The 23,795-nt window shown below is 53.7% G+C and carries 17 protein-coding genes; 2 read left to right on the forward strand and 15 right to left on the reverse strand.

What is annotated here, in order from left to right; genetic code table 11:
- Positions 1–24: 24 nt before the first annotated feature.
- The 4 genes from KNP71_RS08395 to addB form a co-directional block, all read right to left on the reverse strand.
- Positions 25–2,583 (reverse strand): sensor histidine kinase, encoded by a 2,559-nt coding sequence (locus KNP71_RS08395; protein ID WP_214830460.1) that lies wholly within the window; start codon positions 2,581–2,583, stop codon positions 25–27.
- Positions 2,580–2,942: a response regulator gene (locus tag KNP71_RS08400; RefSeq protein WP_021066686.1), complete on the reverse strand. Its 363-nt coding sequence runs from the start codon at positions 2,940–2,942 to the stop codon at positions 2,580–2,582. Before KNP71_RS08400 ends, KNP71_RS08395 begins: the two co-directional genes overlap by 4 nt.
- A gap of 115 nt (positions 2,943–3,057) precedes the next feature.
- Complete coding sequence (gene addA / locus KNP71_RS08405) at positions 3,058–6,660, reverse strand: helicase-exonuclease AddAB subunit AddA (protein WP_214830462.1); 3,603 nt, start codon at positions 6,658–6,660, stop codon at positions 3,058–3,060.
- Positions 6,644–10,084, reverse strand: a complete 3,441-nt coding sequence (gene addB / locus KNP71_RS08410; RefSeq protein WP_029595959.1) for a helicase-exonuclease AddAB subunit AddB — start codon at positions 10,082–10,084, stop codon at positions 6,644–6,646. Before addB ends, addA begins: the two co-directional genes overlap by 17 nt.
- Positions 10,085–10,243: 159 nt before the next feature.
- Here addB and KNP71_RS08415 point away from each other — a divergent pair, with 159 nt between their 5' ends.
- Both KNP71_RS08415 and KNP71_RS08420 read left to right on the forward strand, forming a co-directional pair.
- Positions 10,244–10,624 (forward strand): truncated hemoglobin, encoded by a 381-nt coding sequence (locus KNP71_RS08415; RefSeq protein ID WP_021066689.1) that lies wholly within the window; start codon positions 10,244–10,246, stop codon positions 10,622–10,624.
- A gap of 55 nt (positions 10,625–10,679) precedes the next feature.
- Positions 10,680–11,036, forward strand: coding sequence for a hypothetical protein (locus KNP71_RS08420; RefSeq protein ID WP_021066690.1), 357 nt, complete (start codon positions 10,680–10,682; stop codon positions 11,034–11,036).
- Between the two features lie 27 nt (positions 11,037–11,063).
- Here the strand turns inward: KNP71_RS08420 and KNP71_RS08425 are convergent, their stop codons facing one another.
- The 11 genes from KNP71_RS08425 to lplA all read right to left on the reverse strand — a co-directional run bounded on the left by KNP71_RS08425 (position 11,064) and on the right by lplA (position 23,735).
- A complete protein-coding gene (locus KNP71_RS08425) occupies positions 11,064–11,474 on the reverse strand; it encodes a hypothetical protein (protein WP_131472259.1) in 411 nt (136 codons plus the stop codon).
- Positions 11,475–11,604: 130 nt separating this feature from the next.
- Complete coding sequence (locus KNP71_RS08430; RefSeq protein WP_214830465.1) at positions 11,605–14,673, reverse strand: efflux RND transporter permease subunit; 3,069 nt, start codon at positions 14,671–14,673, stop codon at positions 11,605–11,607.
- A gap of 108 nt (positions 14,674–14,781) precedes the next feature.
- Positions 14,782–15,231: a competence protein ComK gene (locus KNP71_RS08435; RefSeq protein WP_021066693.1), complete on the reverse strand. Its 450-nt coding sequence runs from the start codon at positions 15,229–15,231 to the stop codon at positions 14,782–14,784.
- Between the two features lie 122 nt (positions 15,232–15,353).
- Positions 15,354–16,700 carry a sensor histidine kinase gene (locus KNP71_RS08440; protein ID WP_241764604.1) on the reverse strand — a complete coding sequence of 449 codons (1,347 nt, stop codon included), beginning with the start codon at positions 16,698–16,700 and terminating at the stop codon, positions 15,354–15,356.
- 29 nt (positions 16,701–16,729) lie between these two features.
- Positions 16,730–17,392, reverse strand: coding sequence for a response regulator transcription factor (locus KNP71_RS08445; protein WP_029595963.1), 663 nt, complete (start codon positions 17,390–17,392; stop codon positions 16,730–16,732).
- Positions 17,393–17,737: 345 nt separating this feature from the next.
- Positions 17,738–17,944: a copper chaperone CopZ gene (gene copZ, locus KNP71_RS08450; protein ID WP_029595964.1), complete on the reverse strand. Its 207-nt coding sequence runs from the start codon at positions 17,942–17,944 to the stop codon at positions 17,738–17,740.
- Positions 17,941–20,052 carry a heavy metal translocating P-type ATPase gene (locus tag KNP71_RS08455; RefSeq protein ID WP_214830467.1) on the reverse strand — a complete coding sequence of 704 codons (2,112 nt, stop codon included), beginning with the start codon at positions 20,050–20,052 and terminating at the stop codon, positions 17,941–17,943. Before KNP71_RS08455 ends, copZ begins: the two co-directional genes overlap by 4 nt.
- Positions 20,053–20,064: 12 nt before the next feature.
- Positions 20,065–20,367 carry a metal-sensitive transcriptional regulator gene (locus tag KNP71_RS08460; RefSeq protein ID WP_021066698.1) on the reverse strand — a complete coding sequence of 101 codons (303 nt, stop codon included), beginning with the start codon at positions 20,365–20,367 and terminating at the stop codon, positions 20,065–20,067.
- Positions 20,368–20,463: 96 nt separating this feature from the next.
- Positions 20,464–22,011 carry a long-chain-fatty-acid--CoA ligase gene (locus KNP71_RS08465; protein WP_214830469.1) on the reverse strand — a complete coding sequence of 516 codons (1,548 nt, stop codon included), beginning with the start codon at positions 22,009–22,011 and terminating at the stop codon, positions 20,464–20,466.
- Positions 22,012–22,114: 103 nt separating this feature from the next.
- Positions 22,115–22,588, reverse strand: a complete 474-nt coding sequence (locus KNP71_RS08470; RefSeq protein WP_214830470.1) for a PTS sugar transporter subunit IIA — start codon at positions 22,586–22,588, stop codon at positions 22,115–22,117.
- A gap of 157 nt (positions 22,589–22,745) precedes the next feature.
- Entirely contained in the window at positions 22,746–23,735 is a 990-nt protein-coding gene (gene lplA / locus KNP71_RS08475) for a lipoate--protein ligase (protein ID WP_214830471.1), read from the reverse strand.
- Positions 23,736–23,795 lie beyond the last annotated feature (60 nt).

Genomic DNA, 23,795 nt, shown 5'->3' on the forward strand with positions numbered 1-23,795 from the left:
AGGCGCCTTGCGTTGCTGACGTGATTAAGCTGTCGTCGTTTCTTGTTCACGGACGGCGTATTCATAACTTGGAATGACGACCGTGAACGTCGAGCCTTGATGCTGCACCGACTCGACATGAATCTGACCGGCGTGACCGCGGACGATCTCCTGACAGATCGGAAGGCCGAGTCCGGTACCGCCGATTTCACGGCTGTCCGAATTGTCGACACGATAGAATTTGTCGAAGAGTCGGTCGAGCGCATCGCTCGGAATCCCGATTCCTTGGTCTTTCACTTTAATCGAAATGGATTGGTCGTGATGGGCCAGTTCGACTGTGATTTTCCCGCCACGCGGCGAATACTTCACGGCGTTCGAGAGCAAGTTACTCATCAACTGTTTGAACTTCTGACAGTCGGCGAACAGTTCATACGGGCGATCATCGGCTGTGACGAGTTCGAACTGATGTTTCAACGATGACGCCTCATAGAACGTCATCATATCGCGAATGACCGGCTCGACGTCGAGCTGTTCGCGGTCATACATTTGACTGCCGGCTTCCATCCGTTGTACGTCAAGGAAGTCGTTGACGAGATGCGTCAAGCGCTCCGTCTCGGCATGAATCGTCTGCAAGTATTTCGCTTGCTTCTCGTTCGGCAACTGCTTCTTGACCATGAGCTCGGTGAACCCATAAATCGAAGAGAGCGGGGTCCGTAATTCATGGGAGATGGTCGAGATGAACTCGCTCTTCAAGCGCTCCGCCTCGGTCTCGCTCGTGATGTCACGGAAGACGAGTAACGTTCCTTTCGATAACCCGCCGACGACGATGCGTTCCGCATACATCTGTAGGTTCATCTCCCCTTTACGAATCGAGAAACTCACGCTGTCATGCGGGAAGTCGTCCGTGAACAAACGATCGGTATACTTCAAGAAATCGTCTTCTTGATCGACTGTCGTTGAAATCGTCTCGCGCCATTCGTTCCATGATAGTTCCGCGAGTTCGCTCGACGTGATGTCGTCAAGCTCAGGGAACATCTCATAGAGCGGACGGTTGACGAAGACGTCATCGGTCGAGTGTTCGACGTAAATGACCGCCTCGCGAATCGAGTCGAGAATCCGTTCCGTCTTCCCTTTCTCACGGGTCATCTCTTCAAACAGACGCATCCGGAGAAGTGAGAGCGACAACTGACGGGCGAACGACATGATGTCGCCCATCTGTGTCTGCGTGAAGCGGTCTTTATAACGAACGAGATAGATGAACGCGATAATCGAGTCATCCGTCGGATCATGGACCGGCACGGCCGTCTCATACATATAGTATGGATACGGGAGCGGATGGTCGCTCGCGACTTGTTTCGACGAATGGACGGTCGTCCGCAGTGTCATCGCCCGCGTCAAGACCGAATTCTCGCTATCGAGCAATTGACGCGTGAGCGTCTCGTTCAAGCCGTGGCTCGTGATCGAGAATGAACCTGTCGCATCGACGAAGACGAGCGCGCCGACTTCTGAGTCGGTGATGGCGACGAGCTTCTCGATAATTTCTGGATAGGCCGTGAGCGAATCGCGGGCCGCGAGCGTCTCGGTCAATTCGTTACGATAAGCCAAGTGTTGCTCGTTCTGTTGCGTCTGCTCCAAGATCTCTTCAAGCTCTTGCTGTTGCGCTTGAAGCTCTTCTTGTTGAGCAATCAACTCTTCTTGTTGCGCTTGCAACTCGTGGTTCTTCTCAATCAAGTGACGTTCGTTGTCACGAAGCGTCTCGGCCATTTTGTTGAACGACCGTGACATCGTCCCAATCTCATCTTCACGCTCCATCTGGTCGCTCAAATCGACGATCTCGCCTTTAAGCAGACGGTCCGATGCGATCGAGAGACGTGAAATCAAACGCGTTTGACGGCGCAAGAACGGTTGGATGAACAATAAAATCAAGGCCGCGAACGACAAAATGCTCGCAATCCACAAGAACTGAAGAATGTCGTTATTCAACTTCCAAGCATCGTACACTTTTTGTTTCTCGCTATTCATCAAAGATTTATAATCTGACAATGATGTCTCAATCTGTTGAATCGGTCCGAGCGTATCAATCCCGCGCTCTGGGCTGTACGGGACGACGCCCTGTTCAATCAAACGCTGGGCTGTCGGCAACGCCAACACCGTCTCTGGGTCGATGGTCTTCTCGGTGATTTCACCTTCTGCCCGCAATTGACCGTACTCCGTCGTCACCGGAAGGATGACACCGAAATAGAAGTCATGAAACTCTTGCAAGTCCTCCGCGAAAATCTCACCTTGCTTCGTCTGGACGACGCTCTTGAACCAGTTTATTTCTTGTTGGAACTCGTTCTCTTTCTCTTTAGCCCGCTCGAGCGCCTCCGTATCACCAAAGACGAGATAACCTCGAGCCTCATATTGGACGCCTTGCCAGTCGTCCCAAAGCGTATTCAGACGTTCGATGCGTTGATCGACGTCTTGTAGCCGTCGTTCGCTCTCCGCGACACGTTCTTCCATGTACATATACATGAAAATCGAGCCGACGAGCGCGAGCGCGAGGAACGAGTAGAGGACGACCATGAGGTCGCGCCCGAGTTTTTGTTTAAACCATCTGTTCAATTCACGATGCCTCCTATAATCTTCACCAATTCAAGTGGACTGAACGGCTTCGAAATAAAGTAGTCGACGCCAATCTCATTCGCGCAATCACGATCAGATTGTTGGCTCTTCGCCGTGAGCATCATCACTTTCGTATGTTGGCGTCCTGGCAGTTTTCGTACTTTCTCAATGACCTCAAGACCGGTCATGCCTGGCATCATATGGTCGACAATCACGAGGTCGTACTCGTTCTGTTCGATTAGCCGATAGGCTTCAAGGCCGTCTGGCGCTTCATCAATGTCATATCCTTCATCTTCTAATGTATCTAAAACAAGCATGCGTAATACTTCTTCATCTTCTGCTAGTAAAATTTTTACCATGACGATTCCTCCATTTTTTATCCCATTCCATTATTTTAACGGATTCAGTTCGTAATCACAAAAAATAAGGGTGTACGGTGTATAACCGTACCCCTTTTTCTACACAACGTCTACATTATAATACAACAATTTCCTGCAATTCGAGCGAATAAATGAGCATCTGCCCGACCGTGATTCCCCAAATCGCCTCAATCGCCTCACGATAAAGCGAGAGTTGGACGTGATAGCGGTCACGTAACATTTGTTTTGCCGCGTCACGGGAACCGCTCGAGAAAAGCACAGAGTCCGATTTATAATCGAGAAGTACATACGTCTCTCCGTCATAAAACAGACAATCGATAATCCCTTGGATCAGCACGTGCTCGTCGGTGAACATCCCCGTTGGATTGACTCGCTCGGCCGGGACCGTGTACGTGAATGGTAGCTCACGCCAACCTGTCCCAGTTTGAAGCGCTGCTGTCAACGCGCGTCCCGTTTCCGAGGCAAAGAACGCCTCGATTTCAGGACTCGCAAGCCGTGCCGTTTCGGCCTCGACCGGGCTGAGCATGCTTTCCGCTTCCCAGCGGTCGATTTGGACATCGAGCGGCTCGGACGGGTCGATCAATTGGAAGACGAGATGTAGCGTTGTCCCCCGTTCGGCTCCTGTCTGCTGAGATTGCTTCCATTTTGGTTCTCGATACGGAGTGTCCGTCGCCCGGTACGTCTCTTCGAACGCCGCCTGTTCAAGTTGGAGCGCCCGCTTCAATTCGGTCACCGTTTGTTTGGCCGCTGTCTCCGTCGCAGCCTGTGCCGGATAGGCGTAGGCGAACGCCTTGTGGACGAACTCACTGACGTTCGCTTCGTCTTTCACCGGAAAATCGATCGCCTCGAACTGTTTGACGTGATGGAGCTGCGCCATCATCTCTTGGAGCGTGGCGACTTCTGCCAAATCTCCCTCACCGATGATGCGATACGTCCACGGTGTCGCTTCTTGTTGCGGAGCGATAACCGGCAAGCCCTGTTGTTCTAAGAACGAGGCAGCCCCTTCAAGTTTCAGGAGTGCCGGAGCGACCCAATCGAGATATGTCTTCGCGTCACGACGCGACTCGGCCGATAACGTCGTCCCGGTCTGCTCGACGTGCAGCCACTGCTGAATCTGTTTCCCCGGTTCTTTAATCGTCCCGACCAAAATCAATTTCTCTTTGGCACGGGTGAGGGCGACATACAGGACGCGCATCTCTTCGGCTTTCATCGTGGCATCGAGATCGCGGCGAATCATCTCTTTGACGAACGTCTCCGTCTTCGTCCGGGTGACGACATCGATGGCGTCGAGCGAGATGCCATACCGTTTATGGAAGATGACGCGCTGCATTTGGTCGCGTTTATTGAACTGCTTTCCAAGCTGGGCGACGATCGTGACCGGGAATTCCAGTCCTTTCGACTTATGGACCGTCATGATTCGGACGACGTTCTCTTCTTCGCCGAGCGAACGCGCCTCTGACAAATCCTCACCGTTATCTTGCAGTCGGTCCATCACGCGGAGGAAGCGATACAAACCGCGGTATCCGCTCCGTTCATAGGACAGGGCCCGATCATAGAGCGCCTTCAAGTTTTCTTGGCGTCCTTTCCCACCTGGCAAGCCACCGGCGAAATCGTAGAAGCCGGTGTCGTTGAACACTTGTTGAATCAGCTCCGACAAACTATGGTTCCGTGCGAACGTGCGCCACGCTGACAACGCGTCGAGCACATCGCCGCACTTCAGACCGAGGTCATCCTCATCGTCCGCTTTCGCTTTGAGCGCCTCGAAGAACGAGTCCTCCGATTCAAGACGAATCTTGGCCAGTTCTTGGTCACTGAAGCCGAACATCGGTGAACGGAGCGCTCCCGCGAGCGGGATGTCTTGAAGCGGATTGTCAATCAGTTTCAACACGGCGAGCATCATGCGAATCTCGGTCGCCTGGAAATAGCCGCCGTCTGAATCGGTATAGGCCGGGATGTTGTACTGTGTCAAAATATCCATCAGCTGTTCGACGCGCTCTTTTTTTGAGCGGACCAAGATGACGATATCGCGATATTCGCACGACCGCAGCAAGCCGGTCGCCTCATCGGTCACTTTGAACGGTTCCTCGCCCGAGACAAGTTCTAAAATCCGGGTCGCGATGGCGCGTCCTTCGAGCTCTTGTTTCGAGAGATCACGACTCTCACCATTGACGAGAATCAGCTCAGGTCTCGCCTCGAGCTCCTCATACGCCCGGCCTGGCACGAGTCGGGCCGCCTCATCGTATTCGATCTCACTTACTTCCTCGTCCATCAACCGGACGAACAAGTCGTTGATGCCATGGAGCACTTCGGCCCGGCTCCTGAAGTTTTGGGACAGGTCGATCCGTTGTCCCGAACCACCTTGTTTGAACCGGGTCGCCTTTTCGATGAACAGACGCGGCTCGGCATGGCGGAACCGATAAATCGATTGTTTGATATCGCCGACCATGAACAAGTTGCCGACGTGTTCGGCTTCGTGGCTGACGAGTCCGATAATCGTTTCTTGGATCTCGTTCGTATCTTGATACTCATCGATCAACACTTCGGCGAAGCGCTGTTTATAGAGCGATGCGACCGAGGACGGTCCGTCCCCGTCGCGCAAAATCGCGAGCGCATAATGTTCAAGGTCGCTGAAATCGACGAAAGCGCGGTCCCGCTTCGCCTGCTCATAGGCAGCACCGAACGTCCGGACGGTCTTGACGAGCGTCTCGACGAGCGGACGTTGCGTCATCAAGACCTCTAAATAGTCCGCTCCGCTCGTGCCGGCCTGTGCGGTCGCTTCGCTCAACTTCTTCTTCGCCTGGTCGTAGGCCGGTTTCAACACCGTGTGGTAGACATGATGTTCGTCTTTCTTTTGGACGGATTTCATCGTCCCGAATTTGACGGCGCGGGAAGCCGTCTCGAGCTCGCTCCACTTGAACGAGTCCGGATCAAGGTTCGCGAACGGCAAAATCGCCTGTTGCACGTTCTCGGATTGCGCCTCATAACCGGCGAGCCGAAGCTCGATGGCGACGCGACGAAGTTGACGCAACGCTTTCTCGATGTCTACCCAAAGCAGGTGACCGAATTCGATCAGCAATTGCTCATCGTCCGGGTCCCCGTCAAATTGATATAACGAGACGAGCTCATCCAGATAGGCTTCCGGGTCAGGCAGTGTTCGCGCATAGTGATAAAGTCCGAGAATCAACTCCTCAATCTCACTGTCCCCGCGGTCGGACGTATAGGCGTCAATCAAGGCGAAGAACGCTTGGTCTTGTGCGCCATAAGCGTCTTCGAGCACGTCTTCGAGCACATCGTCCTGCAAGAGCACCAAATCACGCTCTTCAGCGATTTTGAACGCCGGGTCGAGGTCGAGCAAATAGTAATTCTCTCGAATCACCTCGAGACAGAACGAGTGAATCGTCGTGATGAGTGCTCGGTTGAGCATTTGGCGTTGTTTGCGAATATATGCGTTCTCCGGGTCGTCACGAAGCGCTTGATCGAGCGCTTTGGCGATTCGCCGCTTCATCTCGGCCGCGGCCGCATTCGTGAATGTGACCACGAGCATGCGGTCGGCCGTCAGTTCGTCCGTCTCATCCAAGAGACGGCTCGCAAGTCGTTCCACGAGGACTGCCGTCTTGCCGGAACCGGCTGCCGCCGAGACGAGCACGTGCGATCCTCTGGCATCAATGGCCGCTTGTTGGTCATTCGTCCACTGCATCGACGTCACCTCCTAATCTTGACAAGACGTCATCTTTTTCTAGCTTTTTCAATTGCCGTGCCTCGTTGGACAACGCCTCATCAAAGTGACAGACACTTTGGAACGGGCACGTCTGGCATGGCCGGCGTTCTTTATACTCATACGGTTCGACCCCGATTTCACCGTCATACATCGCCTCGGCGCTCGATTGGGCCAAATCGATGGCATGGTCCATCAACTGTTCGAGTTGCGGTGGCGAGACGACTTTTTTCGTCGTGTTCGCATCGAGCGTCCCGTCTTTCTTGTACTTGACCGGGATGACGATTGATTTTTTCTGGTCGAGTTTCGCCGTCCGGTCCATCATCTCTAAAATGGCCGGATCATCGACGAGCAACCCTTGCATCTGATACGACTCGAGCACCTTGCGTTCGGTGTCGGTATCCGTCTCGGCCGGAGCGACGAGCGGGCGATGGACGTGGAAATAGAGCGCGGCCGCTGGGGCGACGTTCTCTTGCGTCCAGGCGTTCGCCTGCTCAATCAACACTTTCAAATAGATGAGCATCTGCATCGCGAGCCCGTAATAAATCTCGGCGAAGTCGATCTCTCGTTTACTCGACTTGTAATCGACGATCCGAACATACAATTGGTCGTGAATCGAAGCCGTATCGACCCGGTCAATCCGACCGACGAGTTCGCACGTCGCCCCGTTACTGAGCGTGAACGATACCGGCGGGAAATTGCCGCTGCCGAAAGCGAGCTCAAAGGCGACCGGATCGAACCCGTCTCGTTTCGACTGCTCGATTAACACTTCCGCCGTCTTGCTGACGACGTCGGTCAATTTCTTCTTCAAATAGCCATACCGGTTCGAACTCATCAAAATCGCGTTTTGAATCTCTGGTGTGACGAGCTCGACGGCCGCCTCAGCGAGAGAAGAACATTCCTCCCGGCTCACATCACGCCATTCTTTCCCTTCCATCTGCACGGTCTGCGACATGTGCTCGATGGTGCGATGATACAAGTTGCCGATATCTGGCGCCTCTAAGCGATACAAACGGCGCTCTTTTAAACGAAGGCCGTAACTGGCGAAGTGACGGTACGGACAGGCTTGGAACGTCTCCAGCCGCGAGACGCTCGCCCGAATCGAGTTCGTGTACAGCGACTTGGCGACGTCTTCCGGTAACGGCTTGGGCACGTTTTGATAGAAGAGCGCGCTCGTCAATAACCGGATCCGCTCGCGGCCTTCCGGATGTTTCAACAGCTCGTTATATACCGTGAACCACGTGTCTTGAATCGGGTAGTGGCGACTGAGCCGCTGTAATTCGAGCGCCGTGACCGCTGCCGTCTGATTCACGTTCGTGATGAACGACAACTGGTCGCTCGGGCGATGTTCCCCGGCTTCTGCGAAGTGGGTCGTCACGACCTTGCCACCGCCAAGCCGCGCCTTCAGGTCCGCGATGAAGCTGGCCGGCTGAATCGCCTTGCCGGCGCGGTCGACGAGGGCGTAGCTGACGAACAGCCGATGACTCGGTGCAGTGAGCGCCTTATACAAATAGTACGTCTCATCGTCAAACAAGTGCTCGGTCGCTTTCCCGGCCCGGACGCCGTTCTCGTGCATGAAGTCGAGGTCCTGGTCGGTCAATAGTTTCGACTGGGTCGAGACGAGCGGGATTTGATCTTCGTTCGCTCCGAGCAGGAAGACGACTTTCTTATCAAGCAACCGGCCCCGGACATAATCGGTGACCGTCAATTGATCCAAAGAAGGCGGGACGAGCGCATAGCGCAGACTATCGAGCCCGGTGTCCATCATTTGGAGGAACAGCTCGGTCGAAAGCGTCTCGTCCGGTGCGGCCGCCTCTAGCTGTTCGAGCAAGTGCAACACCGCGTCCCATACTTGCGTATGTTCGCGCGCCTCGAGCAAGCGTGCCTCTTCGAGCGCCTCATCTCGCCAATGGGCAAGACAGGACGCCACGCCGACTCGTTCCAAGAATGCGTAGATGGCATGCGTGTAAGCCTGCATCGTCTTCGCTGCCTTCAAGTCATCCAACAACGGGTCGAACGTGTCGACGACGGTTTGCCGATAGCGATTGAGCGCCGTCTCTACGTCGAGTTCTTCCCCGGTCAACCGTGCCTCTTCCTCGGCACGACGTTTCAAGTACCACGCGTCATGCCAATGGTAATGTTTAATCCCCCGTTCAATCACGAACGCCTCGAGCCGGTCGACCGATGTGCGTCGATGCTCCTCATCGAGCAGAATCAATTCCGTCTTCAGTGCGCGAAACACCGGCTCTTCCCGGTATCCACGGAGTGCGACTTCAATCGTCGCCTTCAGTAATTCGACGACCGGATGATCGAGCATCGGTTGTCGCTCATCGAGGAAGAACGGCAAGTTCATTTTTTGTAGCGCCTGCGTCGCCAAATCGCCGTACGCTTCAAGCGAACGGGACACGAACGCGATATCGCGGTAACGGAAGCCTTCCTCACGAACGAGACGCACGACTTCACGGACGGCGGCCTCGACTTCCACCGACCGGTCGACGGCCGCGTGTAACACGACGTTCGAATCGGGACGGGTATACGGGGCTGCCGTCACTTGCCCGAACGTGGCCTCGAGATAGGCCAAGCTCGGATGTTGGAAGCGAGGCGCACCCGTATGAGGCGTGTCACTCGACGAGATACCCCGTTCGGATACCAGCTCTTTGAAGCGCATGAGCGTACGCTGTGTCGGTCCGAACGACGGATGGGGCCGGTAGAGCGAATCCGGGTCGATCGTCAACAGGACATCGAGCGGCGCCTTCTCCGCCAAAGCGACCAGCACTGCCAGCTCCTGCTCGGAAAATTCATTGAACCCATCGACGTAAAACCGGGTCCCGGTCAAGTCGATGTCCGGTAACAGTTGCAGCAGCACGTTAAAGTAATCTTCGGCGTGCAGCGATTTCCCCGCTGTCATCGTCAAGAAACCTTCATACAGGATGGACAGGTCCTGCAGTTTCAGCGAACGGTGTTGGTCTTGTTCGCTCAAGCGGAGCAACTGCTCCGGATCGACGAGTCCTCGTTTGAGTAGCGTGATCAACGCATTCAATTCCTCATAGAAACCGAACTGATTCATCGTCCGGCGGAACAAGGTCAAGCGTTCCTCGTTCATCTCGACGACACGGCGCAACAGCAAATGTGTCCCCGTCTGGTCCAAAAACTGTTCGGTCGCGACGCCACGGTCGCGCATCATCAAAAAGGCGAGACGGCGCATCGATAAGACTTGAATCCGGGTCGACCCGTTCAAGCCGTCGGTCATCGCCATCTTCCGTTCCATTTCAAACGACATTTGGTCTGGGACGAGCATATAGATGGTCGGTCCGCTCGGGTCACGCTTCAGCTCTTCGATGACTTGTTTCGTCATCCATTCGCTTTTTCCGCTCCCGGAACGCCCGACGTGAAAAGTGACCGTCATTTAGGCGAACACCCCTTCCCTTTTTTCTTTATTATGACCCATTCCGCGCAGTTTGTAGAGGGAAATCCTTCGAGACCCCAGCAAGAAAATTGACCAGCCCGCATCCTTCCCAATTTCAGCGAAAATCGATTAGACTGGACGTATGAGGGGGAAATAAACATGAGTGCATATGAACAATTCGGCGGCGAGCGTGGAGTCCAACAGCTCGTAGACGCCTTTTATGATCTCGTCTACGCCGACCCGGTCTTGTTGCCATTGTTTCCGGACGACAAAGAGCGGGTCAAAGCGCATCAATTCGAATTTTTAACACAGTTGCTCGGGGGACCGAAACTGTATACAGAACGTCGTGGTGGCGGTAACTTGGCGATGATCCATCGTGACCACCCCATCTCTGAGACTCATGCCGGACATTGGCTCGGCTGCATGGAGCAAGCGCTCAAAACGGTCGATGCGCCCGAGTCGATCAAACAACAGCTGTTCCATCGCTTGATCATGTCATCCTCGAACGTCGTCCGCGTCTGCTCGCACCATTTTGAGTAGTCAGCCTTTCGAAAAGCGGGTATGATAAGAAAGTAAGTAAAGGAGGTCGTTTTTCATGACAGAAGAAGAAAAGAAAGAGGCCGTTTCGTCTGAAGAAGAAACGGAAGAAGTAGAACCGACGGCAGTCCTCGCCGACGCCCTCGAAGAGGACGAAGAGGAAGAAGACCAACCCGAAGAAAAGAACATGGACCACATTAAAGGTGTGTTCAACTATATGCACGAGAACGGACGAGAGTACCGCGTCGTCTTTTATCAGGACCGCAAAAACCTCGTCTTCCGTGAACTCGGCAACGGGAAAGTCGAATTCGTCGGACGTTTCACTGACGAGGCATACGATGAAGAGAATGAAGCAGAGATGCGCGAACTCGGGGAGCAACAGCTCGAACGGATTCTTGCGGATCGTCTCAAATAAAAAAATCGCCCGAGTTGGGCGATTTTTTTATTTTCCTTTGTTCCGCTTTTTCTTGCGCAGTGCATAAATGACTCCGGCAATCCCACCAGCGACGGCAATCCCGGCCATGGCAGGCACGAGGATTTTCTTCGTCGGAATCATCTCTTTGACCCGCTCGTACGGTGTCGGCACCGACAACTCGAGTTGAACGGCCGACTCACCATGACCGTTGGCCCGCGCTTTGCGTGCCGCATCGGTGATGACGACGCGCCCCGTCGTATAACGGCGATTTCCATGCTCATCCGTATACGGACGACGTACGCGTTTGACACCGCGAACCGTCTTCCCCCGCGCTGCATACGGACGGACGACGCGTTCGCTCGTCCACGCCCGGCCCCCTGTCGCACTGTAAGCCGGGCGAATCGTCCGGCGGTTTAACCATGTGTATGAATCATTCATCGTTGATTCCCTCCAATATTGTGAAGTCCTTCTCTTATTATACCCATAGAGCATCTTACAAAAACATACGTCTCCCGACGTAAACGAACAAAGGATGGCCCACCTCGGGCCATCCTTTGTCGTCATGCAATTACTCTGTGAACGGTTTATCCCGGTGGCGACGTTTCGCCAAAATCAAGTAGTAAGCCGGAACGAGCACGAGCGTCAGTACCGTCGAGAACAGAATCCCTGACACGATACAGATGGCAAGTGGTTTGAAGAGTGGGTCTTGTCCGAACGCGACCGGCAAGAGGGCGACGACGGCGGTCAAGGCCGTCAACAGGATCGGACGAATCCGGGCCCGGCCAGCTTCATAGACAGCGGTTGTGACAGCCATGCCGTCCCGAATCCCTTGCTCGATGAACTCGAACAAGACGACGGCGTTCCGAACGACGATTCCGGCGAGCGAGACAATCCCCATCGAAGCCATGAAGCTAAATGGCGTCTGTGTGATGAACAGTCCGACGACAGCTCCGGCAATCGCCAAGTAAATCGTGAACAGGACGAGCATCGGTAGTGACAATGAATTGAACTGGAATGCGATAATCAAGAAGATTAAGAACAAGACGACGACGAACAACGTGGCGAGTTCAAGGAAGAACTCGTTTTGTGTGTCACTTGCCCCCGATTGATCAAAGGCAATCCCGTCATCGGTCAATGCAGACTCCGCATCGGCGAGCACGCGGTCGACGTCTTGTTTGAACGCCTCCTCGTCCATACCTTCGCTCGCAAAGATTTGGAGCGTCACGGTCCGTTCTCCGTTTTCACGCGGAATCTGTTGAATCTGTTCCGTCGTCGTTTCGGTGACGAACGTGCTGAGCGGTGCGACCGGTGGGCCGGCTTCCGTTTCGACTGGGACGAGAATATCGTCTAAAGCGAGCGCCTCACGGTTTGCTTCCGCATCGACGACAATTTTCACATCGCGCTGTTCGACACCATCATCGAACGTTCCGATCGGAATCCCGTCCGTGACGAGGCGAATCTGGTCACTGATCGCTTTCGCGGTCACGCCAGCGGCCGCCATCGCGTCACGGTCGAGCTCATACGTGAGTGTTTGGAACGGCTCTTTAATGTTATCGAGGACGAGTGCGCCGTCAATCTCTTCGAGGTCTGTTTTCACGGTATCCCGTGCCGCCACGAGCTCGTCGATTGTCTCGCCGCGCATCGTGAACTCGACAGGTGCCGAAGTCGGCGGTCCTTGTTGTTGCGTATCCAAGAAGATTTCAGCGTCCGGGTTGTTTTCCCGGATTTGTGTCGTATACTCATCAATCAATTGAATCGCATCGATTGTCTCGTTATCGACACGGACGACGATTTGGCCGGTGTTGTCACCTGTTTGGTCGAGACCACCCGTGAACAGGCTCGGTAACCCGCCCCCGGCAAAGATGGACGTCTCGGTGACGCCATCGATGCTTTGGAACTCTTCCTCGATGGCTTGAAGTCTCCGTTCCGTCTCTTCCAAGTCGGTCTGGACCGGTAATGTGACGCTCGTCACGACTTCTGGTCGGTTCGCGGCCGGGAAAAATTCGAATGGTGTCAATAGAATCAATCCGTACAAGGCGGTCGTGATGACGAAACCGACGAGTCCGAACGTCCATGGACGCTTCGCAACTTTTGGCAACAACGTGTCCGCATAGAAATTACTGAGACGGTTGAGTGGTTTCCCTAACCAACCCGGCTCTCGTTTCGAGACTTTGACTTGTTTCCGGTTCAACCAGTATTGGGCAATCGGGACGAGAGTCAAACTGATGACCATCGAAGCGAGCACCGATAACGCCAATACGGTCGGCAAGGCGCGGATAAAGTTCCCGTTCGCACCTGACAAGAGGGTCAATGGCAAGAAAGCGAAGACGACGGCAAGCGTCGAAGTGACGATCGAGCCCCACACTTCTTTCGTCCCGCGTACGGCACCTCCCATCGCCGTATCCCCTTTCCGGTAACGACGCAGGATGTTGTCGTTGACGACGATGGCGTCATCGACGAGAATCCCGAGGGCGATGATGGCACCGATGATGGAGATTTGGTTCAAGTCGACCCCCGTGAAGCGAAGCGGGATTAACGCGAGCAAGAACGATAATGGAATCGCCAAGCTGACGATGATGGATCCTGATACCGTCAATCCAATTGTCGTGACGACGATGACGGCAATCATGGCGACGATGAACTCTTTTGTCAACGACGAGAAGATCGCGTCGACCGCTTTGGCCTGCTCGTAATAAGGGACGAGCTCGACGCCAGAGACGTCTCCGACTTCTGCGGCGACGACTTCATCGACGCGTTCTTGCAGCGTCGGGATATCTTGTCCCGACTCGATTGTGACCGTCAAGGAAATGGCGGGCATCCCATCGAGCGAGACGAGGTCGGTGACCGCTTTTTCCGTCTCTTCGACCGTACCGACGTCTTCGAGTAGAACGGGCGTCCCGTCTACCGATCCGACGACGACTTGGCCCATATCATTGACGTTCGTCAAACTGTCGATCGCCAACTGATAGATGCCCTCTTCCGTCGACTGGCGTCCGAGCGGTGTCGTCTTATATTCTTCATTGATGGCCGTCAAAACGTCCGGGAAGGCGAGTTGACGCTCCCCGAGTTCGGCCGAGTCGAGCGAGACGACGAATTCGGTTTCTGGCAATCCTTTGATTGTCACACCGGTCACGCCTTCGGTCCGCAACAATCGTTCCTCCAACCGCTCGACATCTTCTCGAGCCGCTTGCAACGTTTCGCGGTCGTCCGAAGTCAACAAATATGAAGCGACCGGCAATTGTCCGATCGAATCATTGACGGTCGGTGCCAGCGCATTCTCAGGCAAGCGCGGTGCGGCATCCGAGATGGCTTGGCGCACGTTCGCCTGGAGCTCACTTCGGTCGAAGCCGTCTTCATACTCGACTGTGATGTTTGAGAACTCGGATGCGGATAATGATGACACATTCTCGATTCCTTCGAGTCCTCTCAATTCAGTCTCCAAAATATTCGTGACGTTCCGTTCGACCGTCTCTGCGGTCGCGCCTGGATATGGCGTCTGAATCAAGACGATATTGACACTCGTCTCCGGAATTTCACGCTTCGGAAGTTGGAAGAACGTGAGCACCCCGACAACGACTGCGACGAGTAAAAACACGATGACCAGTTTTCCTCGTTCAATCATTTTTTGAAAAAACATGTTGACCCCTCACTTTCAGATGATGTGCAAATACACATATGAACTATTCTTCTTCATCATAGAGGGGTTCGTCATCGATTTCAATCTTTAAACCTGATTGAATGTGTTTCAGTGAAAGCGTTTTTGAAACGAATACGATAACTCGATGGAACGCTGCTTCTGCTTATAGACGGTATGATTCGACACCGGCACTTCGACCGATTCACCTGAATGAAAGATAATTCGGCTCCCTTTTCCGCTCTTCTCCGCATCATAGACTTGAGAGAAGTTGATCCAGGCACAGTCGGGGCTTTCTTTGGCAATGGTCGGGAAAAATACGGCATCTGCATGCCAATCCATGATGACGGGCGTTTTCCGGTGCGGTCCGAGTACGTCACGGGCCGCTTCAATCCGTCCTTGGATACTTGAACCGTAATACAGACAGGCGGATTCGAGTAAGTGAAGGGGTGAGCCTTTCAAGCGTCGGACACCATCGGATTGATAGACGAGCGTCTCCGCCTCCCCGTACTCATTAAACACCGGAATCAAAGCTCTTGTTTCATTCGTCAACTGAGTCATCTGATCTGCCTCCATCATGGATGTATTGCCTTACCTCTCATTCATACCAAGGAGTCACCGTTTCCACAAATCGAGCTCAAACATTTCCAACTAAAAAAATCAGCCAACGAGTGGCTGATTTTTTAATTTCGATAATCTAACTTTAGTTTTGGATTCGAATTCGATGGCGGAAAGTGAAAATGTACAGCAACTCCGTCACTCGTATTTCCCAAGGCGACCGTCCCCTCATGGAGCGTCACAATCCGTTGAACGATGAAGAGACCGAGCCCAAACTTTCCTTGTTTTCCGCGTGAGAATTGATGGAACAAATCGAGGTTCTCATCGACCGGTGGACCATCGTTCTCAATCGTAATCTCGACGCCTGCCTCAGTGTGAGACAGACGGATATGAATCCTCGATTCGGCGTAGCGCAAGGCGTTATCGAGCACGTTCTCGAACGCGACGCGAATCTGTTCCCCATCACCGAGCATCTCACCGGCATGTCCTTCGACCGTCCAGTCCAAGTTGCCACGCAATTTGAACCGGCTGACGAGCAGCTCCACCAATTTATCAAGATTGATTGGTTCAAGTCGCATCTCTTGGCCTTTGAAATATTCAAGCTTGGTGACGTACAACAAATCGACGACTTTCTTCTCGAGACGCGATGCCTCTTCATCAATGACTTCGGCCGACCCTTTCAAGTCTCCGGTCGGATAGATGCCGTCCCCGATTGATTGGGCGTAACCACGGATGACCATGATCGGCGTCTTCAAGTCGTGGGAGATGTTTTGAAGCAACGCCTGTTGGGCCACGTCCTGCTCTTGCAACTCTTGCCGCATCGCGTCAATCGAGCGGGCCAATTGGCCGAGCTCGTCTTGACGGGCGAGTGGGAGCACCGTCTCCCATTGACGGTTCGAGATTTTTTCGACCGCCCGTTCCATCTCGACGATCGGCTTCGTCAGCTCACGCGACATCCATAAGGCTGGAATCAACGACAGCAAGCTGATGACCCCGATTAAAATCGAGATGCGCCAGTAGAGCGTCGAGACGAGTTCACGGCGATAGGCGTCCCACGCATAAGATGCCTGATAGATGAGCTCCCCGTCGTATTCGTTTTGACGGATGATATAGTAGACATCTTCTCCGTCAATCGTCGTCTGATATTTAGCGACCTCGCTCGTCTGTTCGATCGCCTCTTGATACATCCGGTTCGTCAGTTCGAGTGGGGCCGACCCATAAATGATTCGTCCGTTCGGCAGAAAGATGAGCTGGTTGACCGAACGGGACTCTTGTTGGCGACGGTCATATTCAATCGGATTTTGCGGGATATTTTCCAACTCGTTCGTATTACCCAGGTAATAATCGACATCTTGTAACGTCTCATACACTTGTTCATCGATGAACTGCGTGATTGAGGAACGAATCGTCAATAAAATCATCAAGGCGAGCGTCACGATGATGAGGAGAATCAACACCCAGATTTTCCACATGAGCCGCTTCGGCTGAAGGTGATCGAGCTTCATGGCTTAACGAGTCGATAACCGACGCCATAAAGCGTCTCGAGCTCCAAGCGATGCAATTTCTTCCGCAGGCGCCGCACCAAATCATCGACGACGCGGTCCGAACCGAAATAGTCATGGCCCCAGACGCCTTCGAGAATCTGTTCACGCGACAATGCCGAACCCGGGTGTTCGAGGAAGAGGAGCAATAAGTCGAACTCTTTCGACGTCAAATCGATTTCATCCTGTTCGTGTCGGATGAGACGTTTCTCGGGATAAATCGTATATTCCCCATACTCGATATGTTCGTTCGATTTTGAGCCGTATACCCGGTCAATCAACTTCTTCACCCGGATGACAAGCTCGCGCGGCAAGAACGGTTTGGCGATGTAATCGTCAGACCCCATCTCGAGCCCGATGATTTTATCGATATCCTCATCTCGCGCCGAAATGAAAATCGTCGGCGTGAACGCGTTTTTCGCTTTGATTTCTTTCAGTAATTGGAACCCATCGAGGTCCGGGAGCATGATATCGAGCACCCATAAGTCTGGTTCGTCTTTGATTGCGGCCTGGGCCGAGGTCCCGTCGGTGAACGAACGGACCTGATACCCTTCTTGCTCTAAATACGTGACGAGCATCTTATTTAAATTGATTTCATCATCGACTAAATAGATTGTGTACATTCCAGTCACCTCTGCAACGTTTTTTATTTATCATATCAAACAATTGTGGATGAATGATGGGAATGCAGCCGTTTCCTCCGCGCTCAATGTGTTCACGACACGCAAACAAGCCCACAAAAAAAGAAGGGTTCCCCCTTCCTTACCGCGTCGGCCGAGTGCGCATCTGTTGTGCGAGGAATACCGTGCCGCCACTAAGGAGGGCCAGTACACCGCTGATCATCATGAGTTCCATCATGTTCCACCTTCCTACTGATAGCGATTCTCATTATCACCTATAATATAGCATACTTTTCTTAGCATGAACATGACAAAAAAACTCCCGCCATGCTAGGCGGGAGCTCTCGATTATGCGTTGACGTCGTAACCCTGTTCTTCGATGGCTTCGATCATCGTTTTCACTGAAATTTTATCGTTGTGGATGACATCGACCCGATGGTCCTGTAACGAGACGATCGCTGACTCGACGCCTTCAAGTTCTGTCAAGGCGCCTTCGACCGCCGCCTTGCAGTGATTACATGTCATACCTTCTACTTTTAATGTCGTTTCATTCATTTTGATGTTCCTCCTTGTGTTTTCAATCGTAACGCGTTCAAGACGACCGAGACCGAACTGAACGCCATGGCCGCCCCGGCAATCCACGGGGCAAGCAAACCGGCGGCTGCGACCGGGATACCGAGACTGTTATAGGCAAGCGCCCAGAACAAATTTTGACGAATGTTACGCATCGTCAACGCACTCATCTCGATGGCACGGTTCACCCCATCGATATCTTGCCCCATCACGGTGACATCGGCCGCCTCAAGAGCGATATCCGTCCCGCTTCCGAAGGCGATGCCGACGTCAGCGACAGCAAGTGCCGGCGCGTCATTCATCCCGTCCCCGACCATGGCCACACGGCCCTGGCGTTTCAGCGCCTCGACATGATCCGCCTTCTCGACGGGCAGTACCTCGGCGATGACGTTCGTTTCCGGAATCCCGAGTTGACGGGCGACGTCGAATGCGACTTCTTTCCGATCACCGGTCAAGACGTAGACTTGTCTCGTCTTGGCAAGTTGTTGGACGACGGCACGGCTTTGGTCTTTCAACCGATCTTGCAGACCAAACGCCGCAACGACCCCAGACTCGTCGGCCACATAGACCGGCGTCATCGCCTGCATGTCCCACTTCGGTAATGCCAATCCAGCTTCTTGCATCATGCGGACCGAGCCGATAAGAAGAGGTTTCCCATCCACGACCGCTTTCAATCCTCGACCGGCCAACTCTTCAACGCGTTCGACCTGACCGTCCCCTTCGCCCCGACCGATTGCCTCGGCGAGCGGGTGCGTCGACTGACGTTCGGCCATGACGGCTTGTTTCAAGAACGACGTCTCTCCGAACGTCGCCACGACTTCCGGCGTACCTTTCGTGAGCGTCCCCGTCTTATCGAAGACGACGATATCGACCCCATTCAACGATTCGAGCTGACCGCCACCTTTGAACAAGACACCACGTTCGGCGGCACGGCCCGTCCCGACCATGATCGATGTCGGTGTCGCGAGACCGAGCGCACACGGACAAGCGATAACGAGAACGGCGATCGAGGCCCGGATCGCCATGTCCAAATCATTGAAGCCAAGCGTCCAGACGGCGAACGTCAAGGCGCTGATGGCGACGACGATCGGGACGAACACACCGGAAATCCGGTCCGCTTGTCGTTGGATCGGGGCTTTGTCCGTCTGCGCCTGTTCAACAACACGAACAATTTGAGCGAGCATCGTCTCGCTGCCAACACGTTCGGCGACCATCAAGACCCGGTGCGAGCGGTTAATCGTTCCGCCGACAACATCGGCGCCGACACTTTTCTCAGATGGGATTGATTCCCCGGTCAACATCGACTCATCGATGACCGTCTCACCTTCGACGATTTTTCCATCGACCGGCACTTTTTCGCCAGGGCGGACGACGATGACGTCACCGGCTTTGACCAAGTCGATCGCGACTGGCCGTTCCACACCGTCAACAAGTAAAATCGCTTCTTTCGCCTGTAACGATAAAAGTGACTTGAGCGCGTCCGTCGTTTTTTCTTTCGCTCGGGCCTCTAACCATTTCCCGAGCAATACGAGCGTAATCAAAACGGCACTCGTCTCAAAATAGAGCGACGGATGCATCGGATGCACGAGCATCTCGAAGACGGAATAAAAGTAAGCCGCCGATGTCCCTGTCGCCACGAGCACATCCATGTTGGCCGCGCCGCTCTTCAGGCTCTTATACGCCCCTTTATAAAACTGGGCCCCGATCCAGAACTGGACCGGTGTGGCGAGCGCGAATTGCCACCACGGATTCATGAGCCAATCGGCATGGAACGTCACACCCGGGATGTGCGTAATCATGACGAGCAGAAGCGGTGCCGACAACAGCGCCGAGATGAGCACTTTTCGCTCGAGCGGGCGCAGGTCGTGTTTTGGCGTCAGTTCCGCCTTTCGTTCTGCGCCATAACCGATTTTTTCGATGCGGGCGATCAGTTCGTCTTCGGTGATGCCGTCGTCGACGCGAATCGTCGCCGTCTCGAGCGGCAAGTTGACGGTCGCTTCAACACCGTCCATTTTATTTAACACTTTCTCGATGCGGGCCGAGCATGCGGCGCATGTCATCCCTTGAATCGACAGTTCGACGGTTTTCATCGGAACACCTCCTTACTTCTTGATGCGGCTGACGATTGTCATCAATTCGTCAATGTACGGGTCCATGTCTTCCGTTTCACTCGCATGGACTAAACATTTACGCATGTGACGTTCGAGCAGTTGCATCTCGACTTGTTTGAGTGCCGCTTGAATGGCTGACGTCTGGGTCAAAATGTCGACGCAGTAGCGGTCGCTCTCGACCATCTTTTGAATCCCACGTACTTGTCCTTCGATCCGGCGCAGCCGTTTGCTGAGCGCTTCACGTTCTGCGTCTTCACGCGGAACGATTGGTTGGTCATGCATGAATTCTTCCATGATTATCACCTCACCACCAATATACCCCTACCCGGTAACGGTGTCAAATCTTTTGAACAAAAAAAGGACGACTGATTTCGTCGTCCTTCTCTCCCGTCAATTGCGTTGGAATTGCTCGCTCTTCAAGACGGTCCGTAAAATCTTCCCGGTCGTGTTCCGCGGCAGCTCCTCGATGATCTCGATGTGCGTCGGCTGTTTGTACTTCGCCAGTTTCGTCGCCGCGAACGCTCGGATCTCGTCGAGCGTCACCTGTTCGTCTCGCGTGACGATGAACGCTTTGACCGCTTCCCCTTGTTCGGCATCCGGTACCCCGATGACGGCTGCTTCGACGATGCCCGGATGTTGATAGAGCACTTCTTCGACTTCGCGCGGATAGACGTTATAGCCACCGACGATGACCATGTCCTTCTTCCGGTCGACGATATAAAAGTAACCGTCTTTGTCACGTTTCGCCAAGTCGCCTGTATAGAGCCACCCGTCGCGAAGCGTCATCGACGTCTCTTCCGGTAGTTTATAATAGCCTTTCATCACGTTCGGTCCACGGACGATCAGTTCACCGACCTCGTCGATCCCGACCTCTTCGCCGAGTTCGTCGACGACCTTGTTCTCAACGTGGACGATTGACGGACCGATCGATCCGGCTTTCCGCTCGCCGTGGAGCGGATTGAAACACGTGACCGGTGACGCCTCGGACAGACCGTATCCTTCGAGAATCTTACACTCGAACTTTTGCTCGAACGATTCGAGCAACTGTACCGGCAGACTCGCTCCACCGGATACGAAGACGCGGACGTGCTTGAGCGCCGAAGCGTATGCTGGAACTTTCATCGCCGTCTGCAACAGGAAGTTGTACATCGTCGGGACACCGGCAAAAATGCTGACGCGATGTTTTGGGACGAGGTCGAACACGTCCTGCGGTGAGAATTTTGGCAAGATGACAATCGTCGCCCCGCGCAGGAGCGGTGCGTTGACGATGACCGTCAAACAGAAGACGTGGAACATCGGTAAGGCGGCGAGCGCTTTATCTTCCGGCGTGATTTCCAAATACTCCCCGATCGAATGGGCGTTCGAGAACAAGTTGAGATGTGTCAACAAGGCGCCTTTCGGTTTCCCGGTCGTCCCGCTCGTATACAGGATGACAGCGACCTCTTCCTCATCGACTTCGATTACTTCAACTTTCGTCGTCGCGAACGCCTCGCTGAACGGTAAGAACTCGATGTCCCCATCCCGCTTCAACGCCGGTACGTCTGCATACGGGACCGAGATGACGAGTCGGAGTTGCGGTAATTTCGTGAGTGCGGCTTCCGCTTGCGCGACGAGCGGCGACAACGCGACAATCGCTTTCACGTCGCCATCGAGCAAGATGTAGGCCATCTCATCCGGTGTGTATGTAGGGTTGATCGGAATGACGACCCCACCTCGGGCGAGCACCGCGAAATACAAAACCAAGAACGCGGGGCTGTTGCCGAGGACGAGCGCGACGTGGTCGCCTTGACCGATGCCTTTTTGCTCGAGCGTCGCCGCCATCGCCTCGACTTGTCCATAGAACTGTCCGTAGCTGACCGTGTCTTCCCCAAACACGTAGGCCGCCTTGTTCGGATGCGCGGCCACCACGCCTTGTAGTGCCGTGACTAAGTTTGCCATGATAATCCCCCTTTGAAAATGAATAACTATTCACTTTTGAGCCGTAAAAAAGAGCACGGCAGCCGCGCTCTTTTTCAGTTATCTTCATTGTACATGAAACGCCTCAATAAGAAAACGCTTTCAATTCCATCGTCTGCAAATGATACAATCCGGTCCGGCTCTGTACGTGCACGAGCGCCTGTAACGTCTCATCGTCCATGAGCAAGTCGTCCATCAACTTATGGAGCGCCGACTGTTTCGCTTCCGTCGTCGCCGTGATGAAGAAAATCGCTTCGGCCCGAATACTCTCTCCCGCAATCGTCTGCATCGCAAACGGTTGATTGAGATGCAACAAGGTGATGCCGTCTTGTTTTGCGACGTGAAGCGGTACATCGACGACAGCGACCGGTACGGCGACATCGGTAACGCCCGACGGGATCGTCCGCTCTTGCTCCGTCACGACGCGCGCGAACGTGTCATTGACGATACCTCGACCTTCGAGTTCAAGTCCAATCGCTTGGACGGCGAGATCAAATGTCGGTTGCTCCGTCACCCACATCAAATTCGTGTCCATCCATTCAGTGATAAATCGATACATATCGTTTCCTCCCATTGGTTGACTCCATCTCACGAAAGCGCTTGCACTGATTATGATACGCCTCGCCGGAACGACACGCAACGGTCCAGACAACCTGTCACGAAAACGCCAAAAAGAAGGACCTCTGTAGGGAGGCCCTTCTGCATGAAAACCCGCTTCAGCTAATGAGATCGACGAGTTCTTCGAGCTCGACGTTGCCGAAGTAATGTTTGACGTCAAGCTGTGACAATTGTTCCCGAATCGCGACGCGTTCGAACCGCGTTCCGACGAGGGCTTGTTCGACGTCATGGATATCCCCGACACCGAAGAAGTCCCCATAGATTTTCGCTTCCGTGATTGTACCCTTGTTGACGTTCAAGCGGACGTCGATCGTACCAATCGGGAATCGACGTTTCGACTCGACATCAAACTTCGGCGATTTCCCGAAGTTCCAGTCCCAGTTCGCATAGCGCTCTTTCGAGATATCCTGAACGATTTCCCAGTCCTCATCGCGAAGCACGTAACGTTCTGGTTCCTGTCCGTCATAAATCGAATGGAGCAGCGCCTCGACAAAGTGCTCCATCGCCATCTCTTCTTCTAAGAACTCCGTGATGTTGGCGACACGGCTACGGACCGACTTGATGCCTTTTGAACGCATCTTCTCTTCCGAGACGTTGAGCGAGTTGACGACTTCCTCGATGTTCGAGTTGAACATGAGTGTTCCGTGGCTGAACATACGGCCGCGCGTCGTGAACTGGGCGTTCCCGCTGATTTTTCGTTCGCCGACTTGGATATCGTTACGTCCCGTCAACTCTGCCTCGACGCCGAGCTGCTTCAAGGCGTCGACAATCGGTTGCGTGAACTTCTTATAGTTGTTGAACGAGTTGCCGTCATCTTTTGTGATGAAGCTGAAGTTCAAGTTGCCCTCATCATGATAGACAGCACCGCCGCCTGACAAACGACGGACGACGTCGATCCCGTTCTCTTCGATATACTTCAAGTTAACTTCTTCTGATGTGTTCTGGTTCTTGCCGATGATGATCGACGGGCCGTTAATATAGAACAAGAAATAATCCTCATGCTCGACGTTCAAATGTTTGAGGATATACTCCTCGACCGCCAAGTTGAGTTTCGGGTCCCGGATATCCGGGTTGAAAATAAATTTCACAGTAGGTTCCTCCTAAGGATAATCGTTAATTGTATTATACGAGACGGCGGCCCGGCGCTA

The organism is Exiguobacterium sp. s56 (assembly GCF_018618255.1).
GTDB classification, from domain to species: Bacteria; Bacillota; Bacilli; order Exiguobacteriales; family Exiguobacteriaceae; genus Exiguobacterium; species Exiguobacterium chiriqhucha.